Genomic DNA, 22,149 nt, shown 5'->3' with positions numbered 1-22,149 from the left:
CACATGCCGGTAATTAAAGTACGTGAAAACGAGCCGTTCGATGTAGCGCTGCGTCGCTTCAAACGTTCCTGTGAAAAAGCGGGTGTTCTGGCTGAAGTTCGTCGTCGTGAGTTCTATGAAAAACCGACCACCGAACGCAAACGCGCTAAAGCTTCTGCGGTGAAACGTCACGCGAAGAAACTGGCTCGAGAAAACGCACGCCGCACTCGTCTGTATTAATTTCTGGAGGCCTGGCCTCCACCGCGTGATTAATCCGCAGACTTAGCAGTTGCATACGAAGGCCGTGCTTTCCGAAAGGAAGCGCGGCTTGTTGTCGTTTATAAGCTATCGTTTATTTGTATTAAAAACAGGGGCTTATGGCTGGACGAATCCCACGCGTCTTTATCAATGACCTGCTGGCACGCACTGATATCGTCGATCTGATTGACGCGCGCGTGAAGCTCAAGAAGCAGGGCAAGAACTTTCACGCGTGCTGTCCGTTTCACCATGAGAAAACCCCGTCTTTCACCGTAAACGGTGATAAGCAGTTTTACCATTGTTTCGGTTGCGGCGCGCACGGCAATGCCGTCGATTTTTTAATGAACTACGATCGCCTGGAGTTCGTTGAAAGTATCGAAGAATTGGCAGCCATGCACAGTCTGGAAGTGCCTTATGAATCCGGCACTGGCACTACAGCGCTTGAACGCCATCAGCGTCAAAGCCTGTATGAATTGATGGGACAACTGAGCGAGTTTTATCAGCAGGCATTAAACCAGCCAACGGCAGCCACCGCCCAGGGTTATCTGGCACAACGCGGCCTGAGTGCGGAAGTGATTCGCCACTTCGCTATTGGCTTCGCCCCTCCGGGGTGGGACAACGTATTAAAGCGCTTTGGTCGCCACGATGAAGATCGTGAAACCCTGAGCGATGCGGGAATGCTGGTTAAGAATGAGCAAGGACGTACCTATGACCGCTTCCGTGAGCGCGTCATGTTCCCGATCCGCGATAAGCGCGGCCGTGTTATCGCCTTTGGCGGACGCGTGCTGGGAGACGGATTGCCCAAATACCTGAACTCGCCGGAAACTGAAATTTTTCATAAAGGCCGCCAACTGTATGGCCTTTACGAAGCGCAACAAAATCACACGGAACTAAAACGCCTTCTTGTGGTTGAAGGTTATATGGACGTGGTAGCGCTGGCGCAATTCGGTATTGATTATGCCGTCGCGTCATTGGGCACCGCCACGACCGCAGATCATATTCAGATGATGTTCCGCGTTACCGATCAGGTGATTTGTTGCTATGACGGTGACCGTGCAGGCCGAGATGCCGCCTGGCGCGCCCTGGAAACGGCGCTACCCTATTTGAATGATGGTCGCCAGTTGCGCTTTATGTTTCTCCCTGATGGAGAGGATCCGGATACTCTGGTGCGTAAAGAGGGTAAACAAGCGTTTGAACAGAGGATGGAGCAGGCGCTGCCGCTCTCCACGTTCTTGTTTGATACCCTGCAACAGCAGGTGGATATGAGCTCTCCCGAGGGCAGAACCAAACTTGGAAGAGACGCATTGCCGTTGATTGGTCAGGTGCCGGGAGAAACCCTGCGGCTGTATTTACGTCAACAGCTCGGCAACAAACTGGGGATTCTTGACGATCGCCAACTGGATAAACTGCTGCCAAAAACGGCAGAACAGGCGCAGCCCTACCAGCCGCCCCAACTAAAACGCACAACTATGCGTATACTAATAGGGTTGCTGGTACAAAATCCGCAGTTGGCAGCATTGGTGACCGCGCCGGACGGGCTGGCATCATCGAAGATGGCTGGCGTGCCGCTGTTTATTGAGCTGGTGAAAACGTGCCAGGCACAGCCCGGTTTGACAACGGGGCAGCTTCTGGAGCTTTACCGGGAGAATAAATCAGGCCCACAGCTTGAAACCATGGCAACCTGGAACCACATGATCGTTGAGGACAAGGTAGAAGAGACGTTTATCGATACCTTGACTACCCTATATAACCATATGTTAGAGGAGCGGCTGGAATCATTGATAGCACAGTCACGTTTGCGGGGGCTGACCGCAGAAGAACGTAACGAAGTGCACATGTTGAACCAGGCGCTTACAAGAAAGAACTGATTACAGAGGCTTAATTGCCGATAACCAGCAGGGTGAAGCCCTGCCAAAGCCGCTAGAAGGGGCTGCGGCGAGAAGAAGAAATACCCCGAATGTTATTGTTGGCTATACCCAATAGCTTTCTACGAACAGGCGAGCGAAAGGCACCTGCATCGTGAAAGGTGACCGGTATAATTATGCCGACCGACACCAACCTAATACTCTGAAGTGTGGATACCGTCTTATGGAGCAAAACCCGCAGTCACAGCTGAAGCTACTTGTCACCCGTGGTAAGGAGCAAGGCTACCTGACCTATGCTGAGGTCAATGACCATCTGCCGGAAGATATCATCGATTCCGATCAGATCGAAGACATCATCCAGATGATTAATGACATGGGCATCCAGGTGATGGAAGAAGCACCGGATGCGGATGACCTGCTGTTGGCAGAAACTACGTCTGACACCGATGAAGATGCCGCAGAAGCCGCTGCTCAGGTGCTCTCAAGCGTAGAGTCCGAAATCGGGCGTACGACCGATCCGGTGCGCATGTACATGCGTGAAATGGGCACCGTTGAGTTGCTCACCCGCGAAGGTGAAATCGACATCGCCAAGCGGATCGAAGACGGTATCAACCAGGTTCAGTGTTCTGTTGCCGAATATCCTGAAGCGATCACTTACCTGTTGGAACAATACGATCGCGTCGAGGCTGAAGAGAGCCGCCTTTCCGATCTGATCACCGGGTTTGTCGATCCCAACGCCGAAGAAGATCTTGCGCCTACCGCAACCCACGTGGGATCGGAATTGTCCAGCGAAGAGATGGATGACGACGATGATGATGACGAAGAGAGCGAAGACGACGACGATGCGGAAGAAGACAACAGCATCGATCCAGAACTGGCTCGTCAGAAATTTACCGAGCTGCGTGAACAGTACGAAGTCACGCGTCAAACGATCAAAGCCCATGGACGTAACCACGCCAAGGCCGCAGAAGAGATCCTGAAGCTCTCTGACATTTTCAAGCAGTTCCGTTTGGTGCCAAAACAGTTCGATTTCCTGGTCAACAGCATGCGCACCATGATGGATCGCGTTCGCACGCAAGAGCGTTTGATCATGAAACTCTGCGTTGAACAGTGCAAAATGCCGAAGAAAAACTTCGTCACGCTGTTCACCGGTAACGAAACCAATGACACCTGGTTCTCCGCCGCCAAGGCAATGAACAAGCCCTGGAGCGAGAAACTGGTTGAAGTGGAAGAAGACGTGCAGCGCAGTTTGCTGAAGTTGCACCAGATCGAAGAAGAAACCGGCTTGACCATCGAGCAGGTGAAAGACATCAACCGTCGTATGTCGATTGGTGAAGCCAAGGCACGCCGCGCCAAGAAAGAGATGGTCGAGGCAAACTTGCGTCTGGTAATTTCTATTGCCAAGAAGTACACCAACCGCGGTCTGCAATTCCTGGATCTGATTCAGGAAGGCAACATCGGCCTGATGAAGGCCGTAGACAAGTTTGAATACCGTCGTGGCTATAAGTTTTCTACTTATGCCACCTGGTGGATCCGTCAGGCGATCACCCGTTCTATCGCCGATCAGGCGCGTACCATCCGTATTCCTGTTCACATGATCGAAACGATTAACAAGCTGAACCGCATTTCGCGTCAGATGTTGCAGGAAATGGGCCGTGAGCCGACGCCAGAGGAACTTGCCGAGCGCATGCTGATGCCGGAAGACAAGATCCGCAAGGTGCTGAAGATCGCCAAAGAGCCGATCTCGATGGAAACGCCGATCGGTGATGATGAAGATTCGCATTTGGGAGACTTCATCGAAGACACAACGCTGGAACTGCCGCTGGACTCTGCGACGTCAGAAAGCCTGCGTTCAGCCACCCACGATGTGCTGGCTGGCCTGACGGCGCGCGAAGCTAAAGTACTGCGTATGCGTTTCGGTATCGACATGAACACCGACCACACGTTGGAAGAGGTGGGCAAACAGTTTGACGTGACGCGTGAACGTATCCGTCAGATTGAAGCCAAGGCGCTGCGCAAGCTGCGTCACCCAAGCCGTTCCGAAGTGTTACGCAGCTTCCTGGATGATTAACAGCATCTAAATGGAAATAGGAAAAAGCCCTCAATATCGGGGGCTTTTTTATGGTATTTATAACGATAACAACAGGCTAGGCTGCATACAAAACCAGCATACGGGCAACGTTGCTCTAGACCTGCCCCGCCATGTTACCGTATAATTCACGCCCACATGGCCCCTTAGCTCAGTGGTTAGAGCAGGCGACTCATAATCGCTTGGTCGTTGGTTCAAACCCAACAGGGGCCACCAAAATTTAGCTGATAAATCAGATGATTAAGCCACTTGTTGCGAGGTGGCTTTTTTGTTGGTTGTGGCCATTGTCCCCTTTTTGTCTCTCCCCCAAAAGCCCACTTGCAGCCATCCGAAAATTTCAGCGCTTTGCCTGTATTAAAAATCTGTAACCATCTGCCTTAGATGGTTTTCTCTCTCATTCACTGAAAAGAAAATCCTTTCCTATAGACCTTTCCATTTAACAGAACCCACAAAAAAACCATTATTTATCTGATAGATATGATTATTCGTAGTTCCCTAAGAGATCCTTCAAACTGAAAAACTCCCCTGTTCCAAAAAACGCTGGCGGTGACGATAAGTGGATCGCTTTTTACCCGTTGTTGAAAAGAGCATAAGCATAATGGTCGCTCCATTGTCAGATAATTCGAGCAGAGCCCCTTATATGACCGTCCTCCGCTCAGCAGATGTCGGCGTAACTGAAACAGGATTAACCCTATCGTTAAAAAGGAAAAATATGATACGGATGAAAAACAGGGTCTCGAAAAAAATCACAATCCCCGTCCTTTTGCTTTTTCTGTCCGGATGTGCGCCCATCCCGCAGACCCTTATGAAGAAAACATCCCCTCCGACTGAAACACATGTACGAAAAGGCTGTTCCGTTCAAAAGGGAACGGTATTCCTGATCTCAAGCTCGTCGCAATATGATGAAAGCGTCATCCCGGAGATTGAGACAGCACTTTCTCGCGAGTGCTACTCGGTTGACAAACGATATCTCGACCAGAAGCCTACCAGGCTGGGTTACGTCAACACGGATGAAAAACGGGCCCAAACCCTCATTAATGCTCTCAGTGACCGTAATGTGCATTACCTCTGGTTTGTTAGAGGAGGTTCGGGGGCGCTCAACCTTTATCCGGCACTACATGCAAGCCAGAAGCGTATCTCAGCATCCACACCGAAAACGATCATCGGCTTCAGTGACGTGACAGCCATCCACAACTTTGTGAACCATGAACTGAACTGGCCAAGCGTGCATGGCGTGCTGGCTTCTTTTAATAAAGAAATGCATGAGATTGACAGCAACAAAACACTTAATATGAACAACAGCCTGAATGAAGCCTTTGAGGCCCTGTCTCATGGGGTTAATTACCCAGGCATCGAACCGATGAACCGCCAGGCTGTAAGAACGGTGAGTGGTAAACTGGATGGCGGTAACCTGACCCTGGTGCAGTCACTGTTTTCCACCCTATATGAGGGTACCTATTCAGACAAAATTATGATGCTGGAAGATACGGGAGTAACGGCAAAACAGCTTGACCGGACCTTGCATCAGATAGAATTCAGCAGAAAATTCCATCCACGCGCCGTTATTTTTGGTCAGTTTTACGGTAAAAATGCAAGCGACGAAGAAAAATATCTTTACCGATATGTAATAAAACAGTTCGCCGAGCGTGTTACCTATCCTGTTTATTATTATCCGGAATTTGGGCATGGTGAAACTAACCAGCCATTCATTTTGAATAATCAGGGCACTATTTTATGCAGCAGCGTATACGGGCAGTGTAGCCTGACCCAGCCTCCGGTAAAAACGACGCAATATACGTATCGGCCGTCTGCGTAACCGGCAAAGCTTTTTTGAGTATGCTGACCATTCCGTTTCAAGCTCGGTAACAGGCCTTGATATCATTACTCACAGTCTTTATGCGTAGATAAAGAAGTACGGCCCAGATTCTTCGGTCAGCCAAGCCCCAAACAATGGCGAACAATACTTTATCTTAAAAATCAGATTATTAAGCCACTTCTTGCGAGGTGGCTTTTTTGTTAATTGCCGCCAAAATGGCGCTAATGTGTCGCTGGACGTTTTACCGACTCACCGCATTAGCACAGTGCAGATCCTTACGGCAACCTGGCTACCACCTTGATTTCAAAGTGAAAGCCAGACAGCCAAGAGACGCCGACCCCGGTCAAGGCAGGATAAGGGGCTTCGCCCCAGAATTCCGGGACCACGCTCCAGATGGTTTCCAGGTTCGATTCAGGGTCGACCACAAAAACGGTTACATCCATAACGTCCTCAAACGTGCAGCCCGCGGCAAACAACACCGCGTTCAAATTCTCAAATGCCCGCCTCACCTGTGTTTTTAAATCCGGTTCAGGTGAACCGTCTTCCTGGCTTCCCACCTGCCCTGACACGAATAAAAAGCCGTTGGCTCTCACTGCCGGGGAATAGCGATTGCGGTTATAGAGATCTTGCCGCCCTTCAGGAAAAACCACATCGCGCATTGCCATAACATACCTCTGAATAACCCGTTTCAAGATGGATGACTTGTGTGTAACCGAAGTCTAGAGGCATAGTGACGGTAAGATAAACGCGCAAAACGCCGCTTCATTATTTGTAAAATACAAACAATCAGAAAGGCATGAGGCAACGAGATGGATCGCTTTGACGCAATGCAGGCTTTTATTCGGGTGGTCGAGTCGGGCAGCTTTACCAAAGCCGCTGCGACATTACAGATGAACAAGACCACCGTTACCCAGTTAATCCAACAACTCGAGACCCGATTGCGCGTCAAATTGCTGAACAGAACCACCAGAAAGGTGCATGTTACTGCCGATGGCGCGGTGTATTACGAGCATGCCGTCCGTTTGCTTGCTGCGATGGATGATGCGGAAACCAGCCTCTCCAATGCCGTTACAACGCCCAGAGGTAAGCTGCGGGTTGACGTTCCCAGCCCACTGGCTCGTCTGATTCTGGTACCCGCCTTGACTGAATTTTATGCGCAATACCCCGATATCCAGATTGATCTCGGTGCCAGCGATCGAAAGGTAGACATGATCAGGGAGAATGTGGACTGCGTGATACGCGGAGGCGGCATCTCGGAGCAGTCACTGATTGCCCGCCATGTCGGGGATTTGACGATCGGAGCCTATGCCACACCGAATTACCTGGCTCACGCAGGGACACCCACCCACCCTAATCAACTGGAGCAATCAGAACATTATCTGGTCGGCTATCTGAATTCACAAACCGGAAAGGTTGCGGCACTGGAAGCGAGCCATGATGGCAACACAGTCAGGATTAACGGGCGTTATCAGCTTGCCGTTGATGATGGCAATGCCTATCTTGCCGCTGGCCTGGCAGGACTTGGTATTATTTTGTTGCCCAGTTACATGGCAGAAGCGCATGAGGCGCGTGGCGAATTGCACCGGCTGTTCGAACAGTGGGAATTTAGCCCAATGCCACTTTATCTGGCTTTTCCCCCAAACCGGTATTTAAGCGCCAAGCTTCGGGTGTTTATCGACTGGGTGATTGAACTTATGGCTCGCCATGCGCCAAAGTGTGCCCGGTGATCGGCGGGACGTTTAACAATTCTTACTCATTACCCATCCACTTCACCTATACTTTACCGACATCACGGTTTCGATAAGGCTTGATTGTGCTGGCAAACATTCTGATTGCCCTTGTTGCAGCGATACACGTTTACATCCTCATCCTGGAAATGTTCTTGTGGAACACCCACGTTGGTCGTAAAGCCTTTAATTTACGCGCTGATTTTGCTCGCGATACCAAGACAATGGCTGCGAATCAGGGGTTGTACAATGGTTTTTTAGCCGCTGGATTACTCTGGGGATTATGGCTGGGCGAAGCAGGTTTTCAATTTAAGGTCTTTTTCCTTGCCTGCGTTTTGGTTGCCGGACTCTACGGCGCCCTCACCGTGAGTAGGAAAATCCTCTATGTTCAAGCAATTCCCGCGTTGATTGCGCTCATCGCGCTGATGAGCCATTGACGCATTTTAAAAAAGGATGATGGCATGGATGCATTAACCTACCCCTACACCTTACAGGATTTATTGTCCCTGTATGAGTTCGAACCCCTGCTTGAACCTATACACCGGGAGAAACACTATAGCGCGCTGATTGATTGGGCGGAAAAGGAAGTGCTGTTTGGCAATGATTCCGAAACGCTGCTTATCATTGCGTCGTTCTGCCTGGACGTGAAACTGGATTATGACGAGATAAACGGCTATCTCGATCGCTATCTGTATGAGAATAAAATAAAAAGACCCAGCGCAGATACCAGCGCCTTGGTCTGGCTAAAGATACAAATGTGGTATTTGCTGAACACCCCGAATGCCAAGGGCGTAGAAGAGAGCTTATATCTGTTTTCCCAGCACTTTTTCGACTTTGGCCCGCGTTTTTTTGCAAAGACCACCGGCTATCTGAACAACCTCTATTACCAACTGTATGACAGTGGCTGGGGGGATTATCCGACCAAGGCCGAATCCATGGATGAGCAGACGCTTTTGCGCTTCGTTAAGGAGCGCATACGCCCGCTTTATCGCAAGCTAACCCATAACGAGTGGCTCACATTACTCGCACGCGGACAGCCAGCCGGTAATCGTCTGGCGTAAAAAAACCGCCTTCTCATCGGCCGCCCTATAAACAGGCTCGCACAGTGAGTAAGGCGGTTGTCAGAAGAGAAAGTCTGAATTACTTAGTAGCAGCCTTCTCAGCGGGTTCTGTCATCTTGTGATTGATGCGGTTATCAAAATTTTCGCTAAACTGCTTTTTCTGCTCCGGCGTCAGAACGTTATAGATCTTGTTCTGCGTCTCCAGACGACTTACCATCCGCGCTTTATGAATCTCATCCTGCTTGTTGACCTGCGCTTGGGCTTTCGCCACATCGAACGTGTCTGCGGCAATCACATCACGCATTGCACGGTGTTCGTCCTGCATTACTTTGCGCATGTTATCGCGCGCATCGCGGATAATATCCCCAACCTGCTTTTTCTGCGCCTCGGTCAGGTTGAGATCCTTAAGCATCCACTCTTCATGCATGCCAGTACGAGGGCCACCGCGTTCACCTTTCATCATACGAGCTTCATGACCGTGGCCTTTTTGAGCATCGTTCGCATGCGCAATACCCGCTGCGCCAAACGCCAAGGTAGATGCCACCAGAATCGCTGTCAGTTTACGCATAGTGCTATCTCTCTCTTTCCAGGTTACTCGTTAACGACGATTGTCGTGTTGACGGTGTTGAGTATAGACGGTGCAACTTCGAGTTAATTAGCGTAAGGGTAAATCTCTGCAAGTTCCGTCTCCACAATTGCGTCAAATGTGGAGAATGCGGAGAAACTATATAAACCCTGCAAGGAAAACGTTAAGGCTCTCTTAGCCTAGGTAACAATGAAAATATAAAATTACTAAAATCAATCCATTATCAAAAAACAAAGTTTTTCACTCTTAAATCGCTTGCTATTTAATCTTTGTCTATCTAGATTGTATTTCATGAACAAGAAAACGCAGACAGTACCAACATCATTGCCAGCGCAGGCCTACCAGCTTGACGGACAACTCTGTTTCGCACTCTATTCAGCCAATCTGGCAATGAATAAAGTCTATAGAAAACAGCTGGCAGCACTGTCGCTTACCTATCCCCAGTATCTTGTTATGCTGGTGCTGTGGGAACGCGATGGGCTTACGGTGTCGGAACTGGGTGAACAGCTTTATCTGGATTCTGCCACGCTGACGCCGTTGCTTAAGCGATTGCAACAATCCGGCCTGGTAAGCAGAACGCGCAGTGCAGAAGATGAACGTCAGGTGCTGATTCGGTTGACGGAAGAAGGCAGCGCATTGCAACAAAAGGCGCGTGCCATACCGGAAAGCATGCGGTGCGCCACACAGTGTGATGACACCACGCTGCAAGCAATGAAGCAGCAATTAGAATACCTGCGAGCCAGACTGATCGAGAATCTTTGATGGCCGCTTATCTCGACGTTTTATTTCGACCATTTAAATAGTGCACGATTTAATATCGTGATAAAAAATAGCCCATAGGAGTTACACCATGTCCATTGAAAAAGTACTGTATGTCGCTCACGCAAAAGCCACCGGCGGACGCGATGGCCGCGCCGAATCCTCCGATCAGCAGCTGAGCGTCAAATTGACGACGCCGCGCGAACTGGGCGGTGCCGGTGGCGAAGGGACTAACCCGGAACAGCTGTTTGCCGCAGGTTACTCAGCCTGTTTCCTTGGCGCGCTGAAATTTGTCGCCAGCAAAGAAAAAATTGCACTGCCAGCGGCGACCACCATTGAGGGGAGCGTCGGTATCGGTGCCGCACCAACCGGATTTGCCATTGAAGTGGAATTAAAAATTGATCTGCCGGGATTGGCGCGTGAAACGGCACAAGCACTGGTGGAAAAAGCCCATATCGTGTGCCCGTATTCTAACGCCACACGCGGCAATATCGACGTAACCCTGACGCTACTGTAAGTCACACAGCGTCATGCAAACGGCAGTTTGCTGCCGTTTGCTCAGCGAGCACCAACACCAGTGGAAAAAACAGGACAAATCAAACCGATCAGGGAAGTGAACGACTAAAGGCGGAGGCATCCTTCGCCAAGGCGTCAATATAGGCGCCAATCATTTTAATGCGCTGCACCAGGGGATTTCGTTCCGGCGACGCATCCATAGAGTTTAATTGAATCACTAACCTTTCGATCTGCGCGCACAGCTCCGCTTCCCGCTGTTGGGCCTGCGTGAGCTGCTGCTGCCAGGTTTCACGGTCCTGACGCCAGCCTTGCTGCTGCAACCTGACACAACGTTCCAAATCGGTAAGCGCACTTTCCAGCGCCGGTTCCCACTCATCCACCCACATAGCGATTCCTTAGCACTCTGATCCCGCGAATTATAATGATTGTTGGCACGGACAACAAACCTTCTGGCATGCCGTCCCGATTATCGAGTGTCGTCGCAGGGAATGACACGAATCACAATAAATAAACATTTATTTCACATAACATTCAACACTCGCTACAGTAAACTCATCAGACCAGTTTCTTGCGCGGTTTCTGTGGAGAGCATCATGCACGCCTATCCCCTGCTTTTTTCGCCACTCGATTTGGGCTTCACCACGTTAAAAAACCGCGTCATCATGGGTTCGATGCACACCGGTTTGGAAGAGCATCCGCAAGGCACCGCGCGGTTGGCAGCGTTTTATCGAGAACGTGCGCAGGGCGGCGTAGCGCTGATTGTCACCGGCGGTATTGCGCCCAACACCAAAGGGGCCGTGGTCGCCGGCGGTGCGACACTTGAACATGAAACGCAGCTACATCACCATGTCCCGATCACCGCTGCGGTGCATGAAGCGGGAGGAAAGATTGCGCTGCAAATTCTGCATGCCGGGCGCTACAGCTATCAACCCGATCCCGTTGCACCTTCCGCCCTTCAGGCACCGATCAGCCCTTTCCTTCCCCACGCCATGACCCATGAGGAGATTTTACACACCATCGCTGATTTTGCCCGCTGTGCGGCGCTGGCCCAACAGGCAGGCTATGACGGTGTGGAAATCATGGGCTCTGAAGGGTATCTGATTAACCAGTTTCTGGTCGAGCGCACCAACCAGCGCCATGACGACTGGGGTGGCAACGCACAAAACCGCCGCCGCTTCGCATTGGAGATTGTGCGCGCGGTACGCCGTGCGACCGGGCCGCACTTTATTATCATCTATCGCCTGTCGATGCTCGATCTGGTGGAGTCCGGCTCCTCATGGCAAGAGATAGAGACGCTGGCTCAAGAGATGGAAGCCGCAGGCGTCACGCTGCTTAACACCGGTATTGGTTGGCACGAGGCACGCATCCCGACCATCGCAACGCTGGTGCCGCGCGGTGCCTTTAGCTGGGTGACTCAGCGTTTGATGGGCAAGGTCAGCATACCGCTTATCACCACCAACCGCATCAACGATCCGGCACAGGCAGAACAGATGCTGGCACAGGGTTGTGCTGATATGGTTTCCATGGCGCGCCCCTTTCTGGCGGATGCGCACTTGCTTGAAAAAGCAGAAACCGGCCGTAGCGATGAGATCAATACCTGTATCGGCTGCAATCAAGCCTGCCTCGATCGCATTTTTGTCGGCAAGGTGACGTCATGTTTAGTCAACCCGCGCGCCTGCCATGAAACAAAACTGCCCGTAAGAGCGACAGACACACCGCAACGGATTGCCGTGGTCGGCGCTGGCCCGGCAGGGCTTGCTTTTGCCATTAACGCAGCACAGCGTGGCCATGCGGTGACGTTGTTCGAAGCGGACAGTAACATCGGCGGCCAGTTTAATCTGGCCCGGCAAATCCCCGGCAAACAGGAATTCACGGAGACGCTGCGCTATTACCGCCGTATGTTGGTGCTCACTCACGTATTGGTACGCCTCAACACCACAGCCACGGTAGACGATCTTAAAACTTTCGATACGGTTATCCTGGCATGTGGCATAACGCCACGCACGCCAGAGATTCCCGGCATTGATCACCCAAGCGTAGTGAGCTACTTACAGGTGCTGCGCGATAAAGTTGCCGTTGGCAAACGGGTGGCGATTATCGGTGCTGGCGGGATTGGCGTTGATGTTGCCCATTACCTGAGCGCGCCACCGCAAGCCGATTTCTATACCGAATGGGGTATCGATCGCACGCTTGATAAACGGGGCGGCGTGCTGGCACTCCCGTCCAAGACAACCACAGGTTCGATGCATCAGCATGAAATCGTGCTGCTGCAACGCAAGGCAGGAAAGCTGGGTGAACATCTCGGTAAAACCACCGGGTGGATACACCGGGCACAGTTACTGCGCCACGGCGTGATCTTTATGGACGGCGTGCAATATCAACGCATTGACGATGCCGGGCTGCATATTATGCATGAGGGCCAAGAGCGATGCATCGCCGCCGACACCGTCATCGTCTGTGCAGGACAGGATTCACGGCGCGAGCTGTATGCGCCGTTGCAGGCTAGCGGGTGCGCCGTGCATCTGATTGGCGGTGCGGATGTCGCCGCCGAACTGGATGCCCGGCGGGCCATCGATCAGGCCACCCGGCTGGCGCTAACGCTGTAGCCGGGTGCTCAAGCTCCGTTCAGCGAGACGATGCCAGTTTCACCGCGCGCAACACCACGAACTTGTTGTTGCCCGCCAGCTGTTCGCAGTTGCCAAACAGGTGCTTCAGCTTCGAGTAATAGTTGAGGTGGCGGTTGCCTACAATGCGCAACTCACCGCCGTGTGCTAAACAGCGGCGCGCATCGCTGAACATGTTCCAGGCCAGATGGTCGGTGATAGTCTGCTGTTGGTGGAACGGCGGATTACACAGCACGGCTTGCAGCGAATCAGGGGCAATATCGGCCAGAGAATTATTCACCACAAAACTGGCGCGCGGCAGATCTTGCGGACAGTTGATTTCCACGTTCATGCGGCTGGAAGCCAGCGCCATATGGGATTCATCAATAAAGCTGACCAGCGCTGAAGGATTTTGCGCCAGCGCCACCAGTCCGACAATCCCGTTACCGCAGCCTAAATCCACCATCTTGCCTTCAAGATCACGCGGCAAGTGCTGCATAAAAAAGCGCGTACCAATATCCAGGCTACCGCGTGAAAACACGTTGGCGTGGTTGTGGATACGGTAACCATAACCTTCCAGTTCCCACTCAACGGTTGGTGAATACTCACCTACATTGATTTGCGCCACGTCGCAGTGAATCAGACGCGCCTTTTTCCACGCCAGTGAGGTCCGCGTCGGGCCAATAATTTTTTCAAACAGTTGCAGCGTGGAAGTATGAATATCGCGCGCCTTAGCGCCGGCAATAATTCTCGTATGGGGAGCGACCACCGCGCGCAGCATGCGGAGCTGATGCTCCAGCATCGCCAGGGTTTTTGGCACCTTAATAACCACCAGCGATGGCGCATCGGGTAATGCCGCCAGGCTGTCTTGTAGCATGACGGATTCCGGCACAAAGCCGTTGAGCGACAGATTATGCCGCGTCGCCAGTTGGCTCAGGTAGCTGTCGCTGACGCAGAGCGGCTCATACGCCTGTAATCCACAGGCCAGTGCACCGAAGGTGTCGTTCAGAATCACAACAGGCCCGGGCGCAAGCTCCATGGCAGCAATCTCGTTAAGCAAAAACGCGTCTGCCGCTTCCCAGGCTTGTAAGGTGGAATTCTCAGCCGTTTTCGGATAACGCACCAACGTGAGCGTGCGCGTTTCCAGTTCCAGTTGGCTCATTGGCCTCTCCCGCGTCATAAAGGTTGCGCAGTTTACCCCGTAACGTCGGGTAGCCGTGAATGCTTTTCGCCAGTCAGGGCGAATCCAGCCGCGTGACATCCTGTTGCCATGGTTTTCCCCTAGGCAGAACCACGACACGACGATTGCCTTGCGCCTACATCATGTTACTCTGTTTCTCTAACGCTCTCGCCAGGAACATCGACCCGCCATGATTCGTTTCGCTATTGTAGGAACCAGTCAGATCACGCGCCAGTTTGTTGATGCTGCACATGAAACCGGTAAGATGAAATTGATCGCCATCTACTCCCGTTCGCAGGAAAAGGCGCAGCAATTTCAAACGGACTATCTGGTTGAACACTGTTTTACCTCTCTGGAGGCGCTCGCCCAGTCCGACCTGATTGATGCGGTTTATATCGCGAGCCCAAACAGCCTGCATGCGGAACAATCCATCCTGTTTCTTGAGCATGGTAAGCATGTGGTCTGCGAAAAACCGTTGGCATCGAACCATGCTCAAGCGCAGAGAATGATCGCCTGCGCACAGGCCAATCAGGTCGTGTTGTTCGAAGCCTTCAAAACCGCGAGCTTGCCCAATTACGCCGTGGTGATGCAAGGCCTGGCGCGCATCGGTCGATTGCGTAAAGTGTTTCTGAATTACTGCCAATATTCTTCCCGTTACCAGCCCTATCTGGCGGGAGAGAATCCCAACACCTTCAATCCGGCGTTCTCCAACGGCTCCATCATGGATATTGGCTACTACTGCCTGGCATTCGCCGTCAGCCTGTGGGGAGATCCCCACAATGTTCAGGCCAGTGCAACCCTGCTGGACAGCGGCGTGGACGGACACGGCAGCGTCGTGCTGAATTACGGGGATTTTGACGTGATTATCGCGCATTCCAAGGTGAGCAACAGCGCCATTCCCAGTGAAATTCAGGGGGAGGAAGGATCGCTGGTCATCGACCGGCTGTCGGAGTGCCAACAGGTGAGCCTGATGCCGCGCAACGGCCAACGCATCGATTTGTCACAACCGCAGCATATCAACAGCATGTTGTATGAAGTGGAAACCTTTGCCTCACTGGTCGCCCAGAATGACGTCAATCACGCCTTTCTGGCACGCTCGCTCACCGTGGCGCGCTTGCAAACAGAAATTCGTCGCCAGACCGGGGTGGTGTTCCCCGCCGACAGCCAAACCGACGGCAGCTCGCTTTCAGAGGAGCGCTAACCAGCGCGGGTGAAAAACACACACAAAATTTGACCTGGATCGACTTTTCACCTATCTTTGCTGATGCAAAGGGGAGTAACTTTTCCGCCGATTAATCGTCATTACGAAGTCATGTGTCAAGCTTGCTGTAAAGTGGGCAGAGATGTGCTTCCGGTTATCGGGCAATACCAATGAGCATTCCGCATTGGCGTTGTAAGTGAGACCTTGCCGGAAGGCGAGGGACATTTGCAACGCGAGTGACCAAACGACCTGTGTCTTCCGATACATGTCGTTTTTTTTTACCTGGCCCACCACCGCGCCAGATAAAAATGAGGCCTGACGGTGTTAATTTTTGTTGCAAGGAACCTGTTATGAACTCCATCGGTACGCCGTGGTTGTGGGGCAGCTTCGCTGTCATCGTTATTGCCATGTTGGCGGTAGACCTGCTCTATCAAGGGCGTAAAGGTGCCACCACCATGACATTTCGCCAGGCTGCCGCCTGGTCATTGATTTGGGTTACGCTGTCGCTCGCCTTCAACGCCGGATTCTGGTGGTATCTGAAAGGCACGCTCGGCGTAGAAGTCGCCAACACACAAGCGCTCGCCTTCCTCACCGGCTATCTGATCGAAAAAGCGCTCGCCGTGGATAACGTCTTCGTCTGGCTGATGCTGTTCAGCTATTTCAACGTGCCCGCCCAGTATCAGCGACGCGTACTGGTATATGGCGTGCTGGGTGCCATCATTTTGCGAACGCTGATGGTGTTTGGTGGCAGTTGGCTGGTCACCCAGTTCCAGTGGCTGCTCTACCTATTTGGTGCATTCCTGCTGTTCACCGGCCTGAAAATGGCGTTTTCCAAAGACGATGGCGGCGATCTCGGTGACAAGCCGTTAGTGCGCTGGCTACGCGGCCACCTGCGGATGACGGACACCATCGAAAACGAACGATTCTTCTTGCGGCGCAACGGCATTCTGTACGCCACCCCGCTATTTTTAGTCTTGATTCTGGTTGAGATCAGCGATGTTATCTTTGCCGTTGACAGTATCCCGGCCATTTTTGCCGTTACCACCGACCCGTTCATTGTGCTGACCTCCAACCTGTTCGCCATTCTGGGTCTACGCGCCATGTATTTTCTGCTGGCTGGCGTGGCGGAGAAGTTCTCGCTGCTCAAGTATGGTCTGGCCGTCATTCTGGTGTTTATCGGCACCAAAATGATGCTGATCGATCTGTTCCATATTCCTATCGCTATCTCTCTGGGCGTCGTTGCCAGCATTCTGGCTCTCACCCTGCTGATTAACCTGTGGGTTAACCAGCGCGCCGCTCGCTAAGCGACTTATCGCCTCCGTAACAGGAGGCGATTTCTACCAGCACTGACTTGCCATCCCCCTCATCCTGAAAAATTTTTCCATCGTTCACCCACGACTACCGCCTATTGGGCCACCAACACATGTACCAGAACCTGTCGGAGCTGGATTACCTGTACCATTACCACCTGAAACAAAGGATAATACTAATTCATTAGTAATTTCTTTCAAAATGACATTATTTTTTTCTTTCATTTTCTAACTCATCTATTCTTTTGAACACCCTATGAGTAATATTGCTTGCATATTCAATCATACTTAAATAAATTATATTTTCTTTATCAAACCCTCCTCTGTAGAACTGATATTTAAGCCCAGGAGCACAGACAAATAACTTGGCTTTTTGTTCAATAAGTTTCTGTATATCAGATTCTGTGTTATCTCTCTCTATACTCCAGTGTAGATTCCTTCTTTCTAATTCCGTTTTCAATTTCGATATGTATTTATCTTCCGTGTATACCCCAAATAGATTCCCGAAAAAACCAGCCCCATTAATCCCCTGTATTGGGCTACGTCCAAGCATTGGGGATGGCATATAGATGAAGTATATTTTTTCTTTTACCATCCTAAATACCTTTGTAAGTGCCGATGCGCAAGGTTCCAGCTAAATAATATTTTTCATCACCATGCTTGTTTTCAATTATTCCTTAAATTCAACGCAATTATTTTCATCTTGATTTCCCTCGAACTACAATGCACAAAAAGTAAACAAAATGATGTTATAAACATTGATTTATTACCGTTTACTAAAATGGCGTATTTTTTCAGCAACAATCACATAGAAGACAACAATGGTTACGGGTCAGTATGTCATGTAATGCCAACTACACCCGTTCAACGTGGTTCCCCCAAGGTAATTTACTATTTGGAACAGCTATTTATTCCTCATTATTGTTATAAGACATTTGACGTAAGTAGCTATCAATAAGTTCTGTATGGAAGCCACATGATTTGACACTCAGCAATAACTCTTTTGCTTTAGCATTCATACCTATTTCGTAAAGATAAAAAGAAAGTACTGCATCAATATGCAAACCATCTGAATGCAACATATCAATGTTATATTGACGCTCTGAATGTTTAAAACGTAGAATCTCCTCGATTCTTTTTTTGATAGTCATCATAGGAATAATTATTATCCTTTGCAATGGCATCTGTGAATGAGATAAGATAAATTAAATCTGTACGGAGCTTACTACTGCTGGATATTTCATTATATTCAGACAACCTGTCCGCAAATTTCTGATTATATCCGAGAATAAATAAATTACATAACAATATAATTATCTATATATTCTTATCCAGCAATAGTAGACACGGAACTCAGTGAGTAAACGCGTAATTCGAGGTAACTCATGAAAAAACTAATCTAAACCGGCAATAAGCGCCATAAACAGCATACGCCAACATTCCGTAATGAACCTCTGAACTGGGTTCAGCGGTTACGGTGTACCCGCCTGGTGTTGCTCGGCCCCAAAATGATGCTGATCGATCTATTCCCTATTCCTGTCGCTATCTCTCTGGTCATCCCCCTGCTGATTAAGGCGATTTATGAATGACCCGCCGCACAAAATCGTGTGCCATTGCTTTTTTTAATGCCTCTTTTCCCTATACTGCTCTGCGCAAACACTTTGTTACAGGTTATGAAAAAAAACCCATTGCATTCTCCAGAGGTTTTCATCCTGCAACGTGCTACCACACAACCCTTGTCAGCTTATGGAACGGGAATACCGCCTATTTTATGAAAAATACATACTCTGCAATTTTCCGCTATATAACGCGAGGCAGCCTGGTGCAGCAAATCGTTATCGGGCTGGCTCTAGGTATTACCCTCGCATTGTTATCGCCCTCCGCCGCCCTTGCCGTCGGCCTGCTCGGTACGCTGTTCGTCGGCGGATTGAAAGCCGTGGCACCAGTACTGGTGCTGGTTCTGGTGATGGCCTCCATCACCAATCATCAGCAAGGGCAAAAAACCAATATCCGCCCCATCCTGATCCTCTACGGCATCGGCACCTTTTCGGCGGCGCTGGTCGCGGTGGTGTTGGGCTTTTTGTTTCCCACCACGCTGACCCTGAGTGCACAGTCTGCCGATATCGTGCCGCCAGCGGGCATTGTTGAAGTGCTGAAAGGGTTACTGATGAGCGTGGTTGCCAACCCGATACACGCGCTGATCAACGCTAACTACATCGGTATTCTGGTGTGGGCAGTCGGTTTTGGCATCGCGTTTCGCCACGCCTCACCGTCCACCAAAGCCTTTATCAATGATGCATCGGATGCCGTTACTCTGCTGGTGCGCACGGTCATTCGTTTTGCACCGCTCGGGATTTTTGGCCTGGTTGCCTCTACGCTGGCAGAAACCGGCTTTGATGCACTGTGGGGTTATGCTCACCTGTTGACCGTGCTGGTCGGCGGCATGCTGATCGTGATGTTTGTTATCAATCCACTGATTGTATTCTGGAAAATTCGCCGCAATCCGTATCCGCTGGTGCTGACTTGCCTGCGGGAAAGCGGTATTACCGCCTTTTTCACCCGCAGCTCAGCGGCAAACATCCCGGTGAATATGGAGCTGTGTCGCAAGCTGAATCTGGATGAAGACACCTACTCTGTCGCTATTCCGCTGGGTGCCACCATTAACATGGCGGGCGCGGCGGTAACCATCACCGTCCTGACGTTGGCTGCCGCGCATACGCTGGGCATCCATGTCGATATGCCAACCGCGTTGCTGCTTAGCGTGGTCGCCGCCATTTGCGCCTGCGGCGCATCCGGCGTGGCAGGAGGATCGCTGCTGTTAATCCCACTGGCGTGCAGCATGTTTGGTATCGCCAATGACGTAGCCATGCAGGTGGTCGCCGTCGGCTTTATCATCGGCGTGATTCAAGACTCGGTGGAAACCGCAGTGAACTCCTCGACGGACGTTATCTTTACCGCGGCGGTGTGTGATGCGGAAGATGCCAAGCTGGCAGAGAAAGAGCGGCTGAACCTGCTGTAAGGCTGCACGTTTCCCTCATCGTCTGTCTGAAGGTGAGGGAAAACGGAGCAATAACGACGTTAACGCGATTGCGTTTCAGCCCGGAATGGGTCCAATCCACGCTTCTGCATGCGCCAAAAACGAATGATGTTGTAGCCATTCAGAATCAAAAACGTGCCTTCAATCAGCGAACCGCCGATTGAACCAAGCCATACGTTATGTATTACCCAGCACAGTGTAGCGCACCAAATGATGCAGCGCGTGGTCAACCCGCTGGTGCGGAACAGCGCCCAGGTGCTGATCAGCGTACCAATGATTGGCAGCAGTTCAACCGCATGCTTAAGACCAGAAAGCCCAAACACCAGCGTCAGAATAATAAAGGCAAACATCACAACAAGGTTGTGGGTGCGCGTGGCAATCACCGTACGTCCGGCATTCAGCAGTGCGCTGGCACCTGCGGCATTTGCCCCCATCAAAAAGAAATGGATACCGATGATGGCGCTATAGAGGGAAAGCTGTAGTTTGAATTTGCGATCGTCACGGTTGAAAAATACGGTAATCCCCACCAGGAAGGCAATCGCCCCCACTGCCTGAGCAAACCAATAGCTCGTCATGATCTGTGCCTTGGGAAAAGGAGTGGTGAAAATAAATAAAACGGCGCCAATAAATGGAACGCCGTTTCATTTTAATTAAAAGCGGGAGGTTTTACAACGTTACGCCACTTTTAAATATCGCCAGTTCACGGAAATCATTGATCTCGTTTTTCGCCAGCTTTTTGCCATCAGCAATTTGCACGATCATGTCCACAAACTGGGTCAGCAAATCGTCCATTTCCACCCCATGGATCAGGCGGCCGGCATCAAAGTCGATCCAGTGCGGTTTTTTCTGTGCCAACTCGCTGTTGGTTGCCAGTTTCACCGTGGGTACAAAACCGCCGTAAGGCGTTCCGCGACCGGTACTGAACAATACCATATGGCAACCCGCGCCTGCCAGCGCGCTGGTAGCCACCGCATCGTTACCCGGTGCGCTGAGCAGGTTCAACCCCGGCGTATGCAGGCGTTCACCATACTTGAGCACGTCAACCACTTTGCTCTGTCCCGCTTTCTGAGTACAGCCCAGTGATTTCTCTTCCAGCGTGGTGATACCACCGGCCTTGTTACCCGGCGAGGGGTTCTCATAAATCGGCTGGTTGTGCTCGATAAAGTACTGTTTGAAGTCATTGACCATGTGGACCGTTTTTTCAAACGTCGCTTCATCGCGGCAACGGCTCATCAGAATACGCTCTGCGCCAAACATTTCCGGCACTTCCGTCAGCACGGTGGTGCCGCCGTTGGCGATCATGTAATCCGAGAAACGCCCCAACAACGGGTTGGCGGTAATGCCTGACAAACCATCCGAGCCGCCGCACTCCAGACCAAACTTGAGCTCGCTCAGTTTGCCCGGAACGCGTTGGTCGTGACGCATCGTTTCATACAATGCATGCAGACGCTCCAACCCGGCTTCGACTTCATCATCCTGCTGTTGGCAGATCATGAAAGTAACACGTTCTGCGTCATAGTCGCCTAACGTGGTGCGGAATGCGTCTACCTGATTGTTTTCACAGCCAAGTCCAATCACCAGCACCGCACCCGCGTTGGGGTGACGCACCATGTTTTGCAGCATGGTACGGGTGTTTTCATGGTCTTGCCCTAACTGCGAGCAACCAAACGGGTGGGTAAACAGGTACACCCCGTCAATGCCTTCAGCATTGTTGGTTTCTTTCAGGAAGCGGGTCTGGATCTGACGCGCTATGCCGTTTACACAGCCCACGGTCGGCAGGATCCACAGCTCATTACGCACCCCGACATCACCGTTGTTACGACGGTAGATCTGTACCTCACGATCGGCCATCTGTGCCGGCAGCGTCATGAATTCCGGCTGGTACTGATACTCATCCAGATCGCTCAGGTTGGTCTTGGCATTCTGGGAATGAATATGCTGCCCCGATGCGATAGCCGCTAACGCATGACCGATTGGCAAACCGTACTTCACGATCATCTCGCCCGGTGCGATGTCATAAAGCGCAAATTTGTGTCCGCGCGCCACCGGCTGCGGCAGCGTCACCGTGACGCCGCCCGCCGCTACCGTTTCGCCTTGCTCAACATCACGCAACGCAACGGCCACATTGTCCAGCGCATGGATTTTGATGATGCTTTGCATCG

At 51.3% G+C, this 22,149-nt stretch carries 22 protein-coding genes and 1 tRNA gene; 14 read left to right on the top strand and 9 right to left on the bottom strand.

Annotated elements, in window-relative coordinates; genetic code table 11:
* Window positions 1–3: 3 nt before the first annotated feature.
* The 5 genes from rpsU (at window position 4) to J5069_RS11530 (ending at window position 6,007) form a co-directional block, all read left to right on the top strand.
* Window positions 4–219 carry a 30S ribosomal protein S21 gene (rpsU, locus tag J5069_RS11550; protein WP_001144069.1) on the top strand — a complete coding sequence of 72 codons (216 nt, stop codon included), beginning with the start codon at window positions 4–6 and terminating at the stop codon, window positions 217–219.
* Window positions 220–356: 137 nt separating this feature from the next.
* Window positions 357–2,105, top strand: coding sequence for a DNA primase (gene dnaG, locus J5069_RS11545; protein WP_264644029.1), 1,749 nt, complete (start codon window positions 357–359; stop codon window positions 2,103–2,105).
* A 220-nt stretch (window positions 2,106–2,325) separates the two neighbouring features.
* Complete coding sequence (gene rpoD / locus J5069_RS11540; protein ID WP_264644028.1) at window positions 2,326–4,173, top strand: RNA polymerase sigma factor RpoD; 1,848 nt, start codon at window positions 2,326–2,328, stop codon at window positions 4,171–4,173.
* Between the two features lie 158 nt (window positions 4,174–4,331).
* Window positions 4,332–4,407: transfer RNA gene (locus J5069_RS11535), tRNA-Ile, on the top strand.
* Window positions 4,408–4,747: 340 nt separating this feature from the next.
* On the top strand, window positions 4,748–6,007 hold the full coding sequence (locus J5069_RS11530; protein WP_264644027.1) for an LD-carboxypeptidase: 1,260 nt from the start codon (window positions 4,748–4,750) through the stop codon (window positions 6,005–6,007).
* A 275-nt stretch (window positions 6,008–6,282) separates the two neighbouring features.
* Here J5069_RS11530 and J5069_RS11525 read toward each other — a convergent pair whose 3' ends face one another.
* Window positions 6,283–6,672: a RidA family protein gene (locus J5069_RS11525; RefSeq protein ID WP_264627897.1), complete on the bottom strand. Its 390-nt coding sequence runs from the start codon at window positions 6,670–6,672 to the stop codon at window positions 6,283–6,285.
* A gap of 144 nt (window positions 6,673–6,816) precedes the next feature.
* Here J5069_RS11525 and J5069_RS11520 point away from each other — a divergent pair, with 144 nt between their 5' ends.
* From J5069_RS11520 to J5069_RS11510, 3 genes are all read left to right on the top strand, one after another.
* The gene (locus tag J5069_RS11520; protein WP_264644026.1) at window positions 6,817–7,734 is read left to right on the top strand and encodes a LysR family transcriptional regulator; all 918 of its coding nucleotides are present in this window, start codon (window positions 6,817–6,819) and stop codon (window positions 7,732–7,734) included.
* 86 nt (window positions 7,735–7,820) lie between these two features.
* Entirely contained in the window at window positions 7,821–8,171 is a 351-nt protein-coding gene (locus J5069_RS11515) for a DUF1304 domain-containing protein (protein WP_264644025.1), read from the top strand.
* Between the two features lie 24 nt (window positions 8,172–8,195).
* The gene (locus tag J5069_RS11510) at window positions 8,196–8,795 is read left to right on the top strand and encodes a hypothetical protein (protein WP_264644024.1); all 600 of its coding nucleotides are present in this window, start codon (window positions 8,196–8,198) and stop codon (window positions 8,793–8,795) included.
* 79 nt (window positions 8,796–8,874) lie between these two features.
* On the opposite strand, the gene spy is transcribed toward J5069_RS11510, so the two are convergent.
* Window positions 8,875–9,363, bottom strand: coding sequence for an ATP-independent periplasmic protein-refolding chaperone Spy (gene spy, locus J5069_RS11505; RefSeq protein ID WP_264644023.1), 489 nt, complete (start codon window positions 9,361–9,363; stop codon window positions 8,875–8,877).
* Window positions 9,364–9,672: 309 nt separating this feature from the next.
* On the opposite strand from spy, the gene J5069_RS11500 reads away from it, so the two are divergent.
* Together J5069_RS11500 and J5069_RS11495 are read left to right on the top strand one after the other, a co-directional pair.
* Window positions 9,673–10,143, top strand: a complete 471-nt coding sequence (locus J5069_RS11500; protein WP_264644022.1) for a MarR family winged helix-turn-helix transcriptional regulator — start codon at window positions 9,673–9,675, stop codon at window positions 10,141–10,143.
* A gap of 88 nt (window positions 10,144–10,231) precedes the next feature.
* A complete protein-coding gene (locus J5069_RS11495) occupies window positions 10,232–10,657 on the top strand; it encodes an organic hydroperoxide resistance protein (RefSeq protein ID WP_264644021.1) in 426 nt (141 codons plus the stop codon).
* Between the two features lie 88 nt (window positions 10,658–10,745).
* On the opposite strand, the gene J5069_RS11490 is transcribed toward J5069_RS11495, so the two are convergent.
* On the bottom strand, window positions 10,746–11,042 hold the full coding sequence (locus J5069_RS11490; protein WP_264644020.1) for a hypothetical protein: 297 nt from the start codon (window positions 11,040–11,042) through the stop codon (window positions 10,746–10,748).
* A 207-nt stretch (window positions 11,043–11,249) separates the two neighbouring features.
* Between J5069_RS11490 and J5069_RS11485 the strand changes: the two genes are divergently transcribed.
* The gene (locus J5069_RS11485; RefSeq protein WP_264644019.1) at window positions 11,250–13,262 is read left to right on the top strand and encodes an NADPH-dependent 2,4-dienoyl-CoA reductase; all 2,013 of its coding nucleotides are present in this window, start codon (window positions 11,250–11,252) and stop codon (window positions 13,260–13,262) included.
* Between the two features lie 19 nt (window positions 13,263–13,281).
* Here J5069_RS11485 and rlmG read toward each other — a convergent pair whose 3' ends face one another.
* The gene (rlmG, locus tag J5069_RS11480) at window positions 13,282–14,421 is read right to left on the bottom strand and encodes a 23S rRNA (guanine(1835)-N(2))-methyltransferase RlmG (protein WP_264644018.1); all 1,140 of its coding nucleotides are present in this window, start codon (window positions 14,419–14,421) and stop codon (window positions 13,282–13,284) included.
* A 208-nt stretch (window positions 14,422–14,629) separates the two neighbouring features.
* Here rlmG and J5069_RS11475 point away from each other — a divergent pair, with 208 nt between their 5' ends.
* Together J5069_RS11475 and J5069_RS11470 are read left to right on the top strand one after the other, a co-directional pair.
* Complete coding sequence (locus J5069_RS11475; RefSeq protein ID WP_264644017.1) at window positions 14,630–15,640, top strand: Gfo/Idh/MocA family protein; 1,011 nt, start codon at window positions 14,630–14,632, stop codon at window positions 15,638–15,640.
* A 350-nt stretch (window positions 15,641–15,990) separates the two neighbouring features.
* A complete protein-coding gene (locus tag J5069_RS11470) occupies window positions 15,991–16,944 on the top strand; it encodes a TerC family protein (RefSeq protein WP_264644016.1) in 954 nt (317 codons plus the stop codon).
* An 84-nt stretch (window positions 16,945–17,028) separates the two neighbouring features.
* Here J5069_RS11470 and J5069_RS11465 read toward each other — a convergent pair whose 3' ends face one another.
* The 3 genes from J5069_RS11465 to J5069_RS11455 all read right to left on the bottom strand — a co-directional run bounded on the left by J5069_RS11465 (window position 17,029) and on the right by J5069_RS11455 (window position 18,104).
* The gene (locus J5069_RS11465; protein WP_264644015.1) at window positions 17,029–17,175 is read right to left on the bottom strand and encodes a hypothetical protein; all 147 of its coding nucleotides are present in this window, start codon (window positions 17,173–17,175) and stop codon (window positions 17,029–17,031) included.
* The gene (locus J5069_RS11460; RefSeq protein ID WP_264644014.1) at window positions 17,159–17,545 is read right to left on the bottom strand and encodes a nitrogen fixation protein NifS; all 387 of its coding nucleotides are present in this window, start codon (window positions 17,543–17,545) and stop codon (window positions 17,159–17,161) included. The genes J5069_RS11465 and J5069_RS11460 overlap by 17 nt, the downstream gene beginning before the upstream one ends.
* 313 nt (window positions 17,546–17,858) lie before the next feature.
* Window positions 17,859–18,104 (bottom strand): hypothetical protein, encoded by a 246-nt coding sequence (locus tag J5069_RS11455; protein WP_264644013.1) that lies wholly within the window; start codon window positions 18,102–18,104, stop codon window positions 17,859–17,861.
* Window positions 18,105–18,721: 617 nt separating this feature from the next.
* On the opposite strand from J5069_RS11455, the gene sstT reads away from it, so the two are divergent.
* On the top strand, window positions 18,722–19,969 hold the full coding sequence (sstT, locus tag J5069_RS11450) for a serine/threonine transporter SstT (protein WP_264644012.1): 1,248 nt from the start codon (window positions 18,722–18,724) through the stop codon (window positions 19,967–19,969).
* Window positions 19,970–20,028: 59 nt separating this feature from the next.
* Here the strand turns inward: sstT and J5069_RS11445 are convergent, their stop codons facing one another.
* Together J5069_RS11445 and J5069_RS11440 are read right to left on the bottom strand one after the other, a co-directional pair.
* On the bottom strand, window positions 20,029–20,562 hold the full coding sequence (locus J5069_RS11445; RefSeq protein WP_264644011.1) for a YgjV family protein: 534 nt from the start codon (window positions 20,560–20,562) through the stop codon (window positions 20,029–20,031).
* Window positions 20,563–20,653: 91 nt separating this feature from the next.
* The gene (locus J5069_RS11440) at window positions 20,654–22,147 is read right to left on the bottom strand and encodes a UxaA family hydrolase (protein WP_264644368.1); all 1,494 of its coding nucleotides are present in this window, start codon (window positions 22,145–22,147) and stop codon (window positions 20,654–20,656) included.
* Between the last annotated feature and the right edge of the window lie 2 nt (window positions 22,148–22,149).

It is taken from the genome of Candidatus Symbiopectobacterium sp. NZEC127 (assembly GCF_025962675.1).
Classification (GTDB): Bacteria; Pseudomonadota; Gammaproteobacteria; order Enterobacterales; family Enterobacteriaceae; genus Symbiopectobacterium.
This window is presented reverse-complemented; position numbering and strand designations above follow the sequence as displayed.

What these genes read in the sequence shown, in the direction of transcription:
- rpsU (WP_001144069.1), top strand. Translation starts at nt 4, where the DNA reads ATGCCGGTAATTAAAGTACGTGAAAACGAGCCGTTCGATGTAGCGCTG.
- dnaG (WP_264644029.1), top strand. Translation starts at nt 357, where the DNA reads ATGGCTGGACGAATCCCACGCGTCTTTATCAATGACCTGCTGGCACGC.
- rpoD (WP_264644028.1), top strand. Translation starts at nt 2,326, where the DNA reads ATGGAGCAAAACCCGCAGTCACAGCTGAAGCTACTTGTCACCCGTGGT.
- J5069_RS11525 (WP_264627897.1), bottom strand. Translation starts at nt 6,672, where the DNA reads ATGGCAATGCGCGATGTGGTTTTTCCTGAAGGGCGGCAAGATCTCTAT.
- J5069_RS11520 (WP_264644026.1), top strand. Translation starts at nt 6,817, where the DNA reads ATGGATCGCTTTGACGCAATGCAGGCTTTTATTCGGGTGGTCGAGTCG.
- J5069_RS11510 (WP_264644024.1), top strand. Translation starts at nt 8,196, where the DNA reads ATGGATGCATTAACCTACCCCTACACCTTACAGGATTTATTGTCCCTG.
- spy (WP_264644023.1), bottom strand. Translation starts at nt 9,363, where the DNA reads ATGCGTAAACTGACAGCGATTCTGGTGGCATCTACCTTGGCGTTTGGC.
- J5069_RS11500 (WP_264644022.1), top strand. Translation starts at nt 9,673, where the DNA reads ATGAACAAGAAAACGCAGACAGTACCAACATCATTGCCAGCGCAGGCC.
- J5069_RS11495 (WP_264644021.1), top strand. Translation starts at nt 10,232, where the DNA reads ATGTCCATTGAAAAAGTACTGTATGTCGCTCACGCAAAAGCCACCGGC.
- J5069_RS11490 (WP_264644020.1), bottom strand. Translation starts at nt 11,042, where the DNA reads ATGTGGGTGGATGAGTGGGAACCGGCGCTGGAAAGTGCGCTTACCGAT.
- J5069_RS11485 (WP_264644019.1), top strand. Translation starts at nt 11,250, where the DNA reads ATGCACGCCTATCCCCTGCTTTTTTCGCCACTCGATTTGGGCTTCACC.
- rlmG (WP_264644018.1), bottom strand. Translation starts at nt 14,421, where the DNA reads ATGAGCCAACTGGAACTGGAAACGCGCACGCTCACGTTGGTGCGTTAT.
- J5069_RS11475 (WP_264644017.1), top strand. Translation starts at nt 14,630, where the DNA reads ATGATTCGTTTCGCTATTGTAGGAACCAGTCAGATCACGCGCCAGTTT.
- J5069_RS11470 (WP_264644016.1), top strand. Translation starts at nt 15,991, where the DNA reads ATGAACTCCATCGGTACGCCGTGGTTGTGGGGCAGCTTCGCTGTCATC.
- J5069_RS11465 (WP_264644015.1), bottom strand. Translation starts at nt 17,175, where the DNA reads ATGAAAGAAAAAAATAATGTCATTTTGAAAGAAATTACTAATGAATTA.
- J5069_RS11460 (WP_264644014.1), bottom strand. Translation starts at nt 17,545, where the DNA reads ATGGTAAAAGAAAAAATATACTTCATCTATATGCCATCCCCAATGCTT.
- J5069_RS11455 (WP_264644013.1), bottom strand. Translation starts at nt 18,104, where the DNA reads ATGATGACTATCAAAAAAAGAATCGAGGAGATTCTACGTTTTAAACAT.
- sstT (WP_264644012.1), top strand. Translation starts at nt 18,722, where the DNA reads ATGAAAAATACATACTCTGCAATTTTCCGCTATATAACGCGAGGCAGC.
- J5069_RS11445 (WP_264644011.1), bottom strand. Translation starts at nt 20,562, where the DNA reads ATGACGAGCTATTGGTTTGCTCAGGCAGTGGGGGCGATTGCCTTCCTG.
- J5069_RS11440 (WP_264644368.1), bottom strand. Translation starts at nt 22,147, where the DNA reads ATGCAAAGCATCATCAAAATCCATGCGCTGGACAATGTGGCCGTTGCG.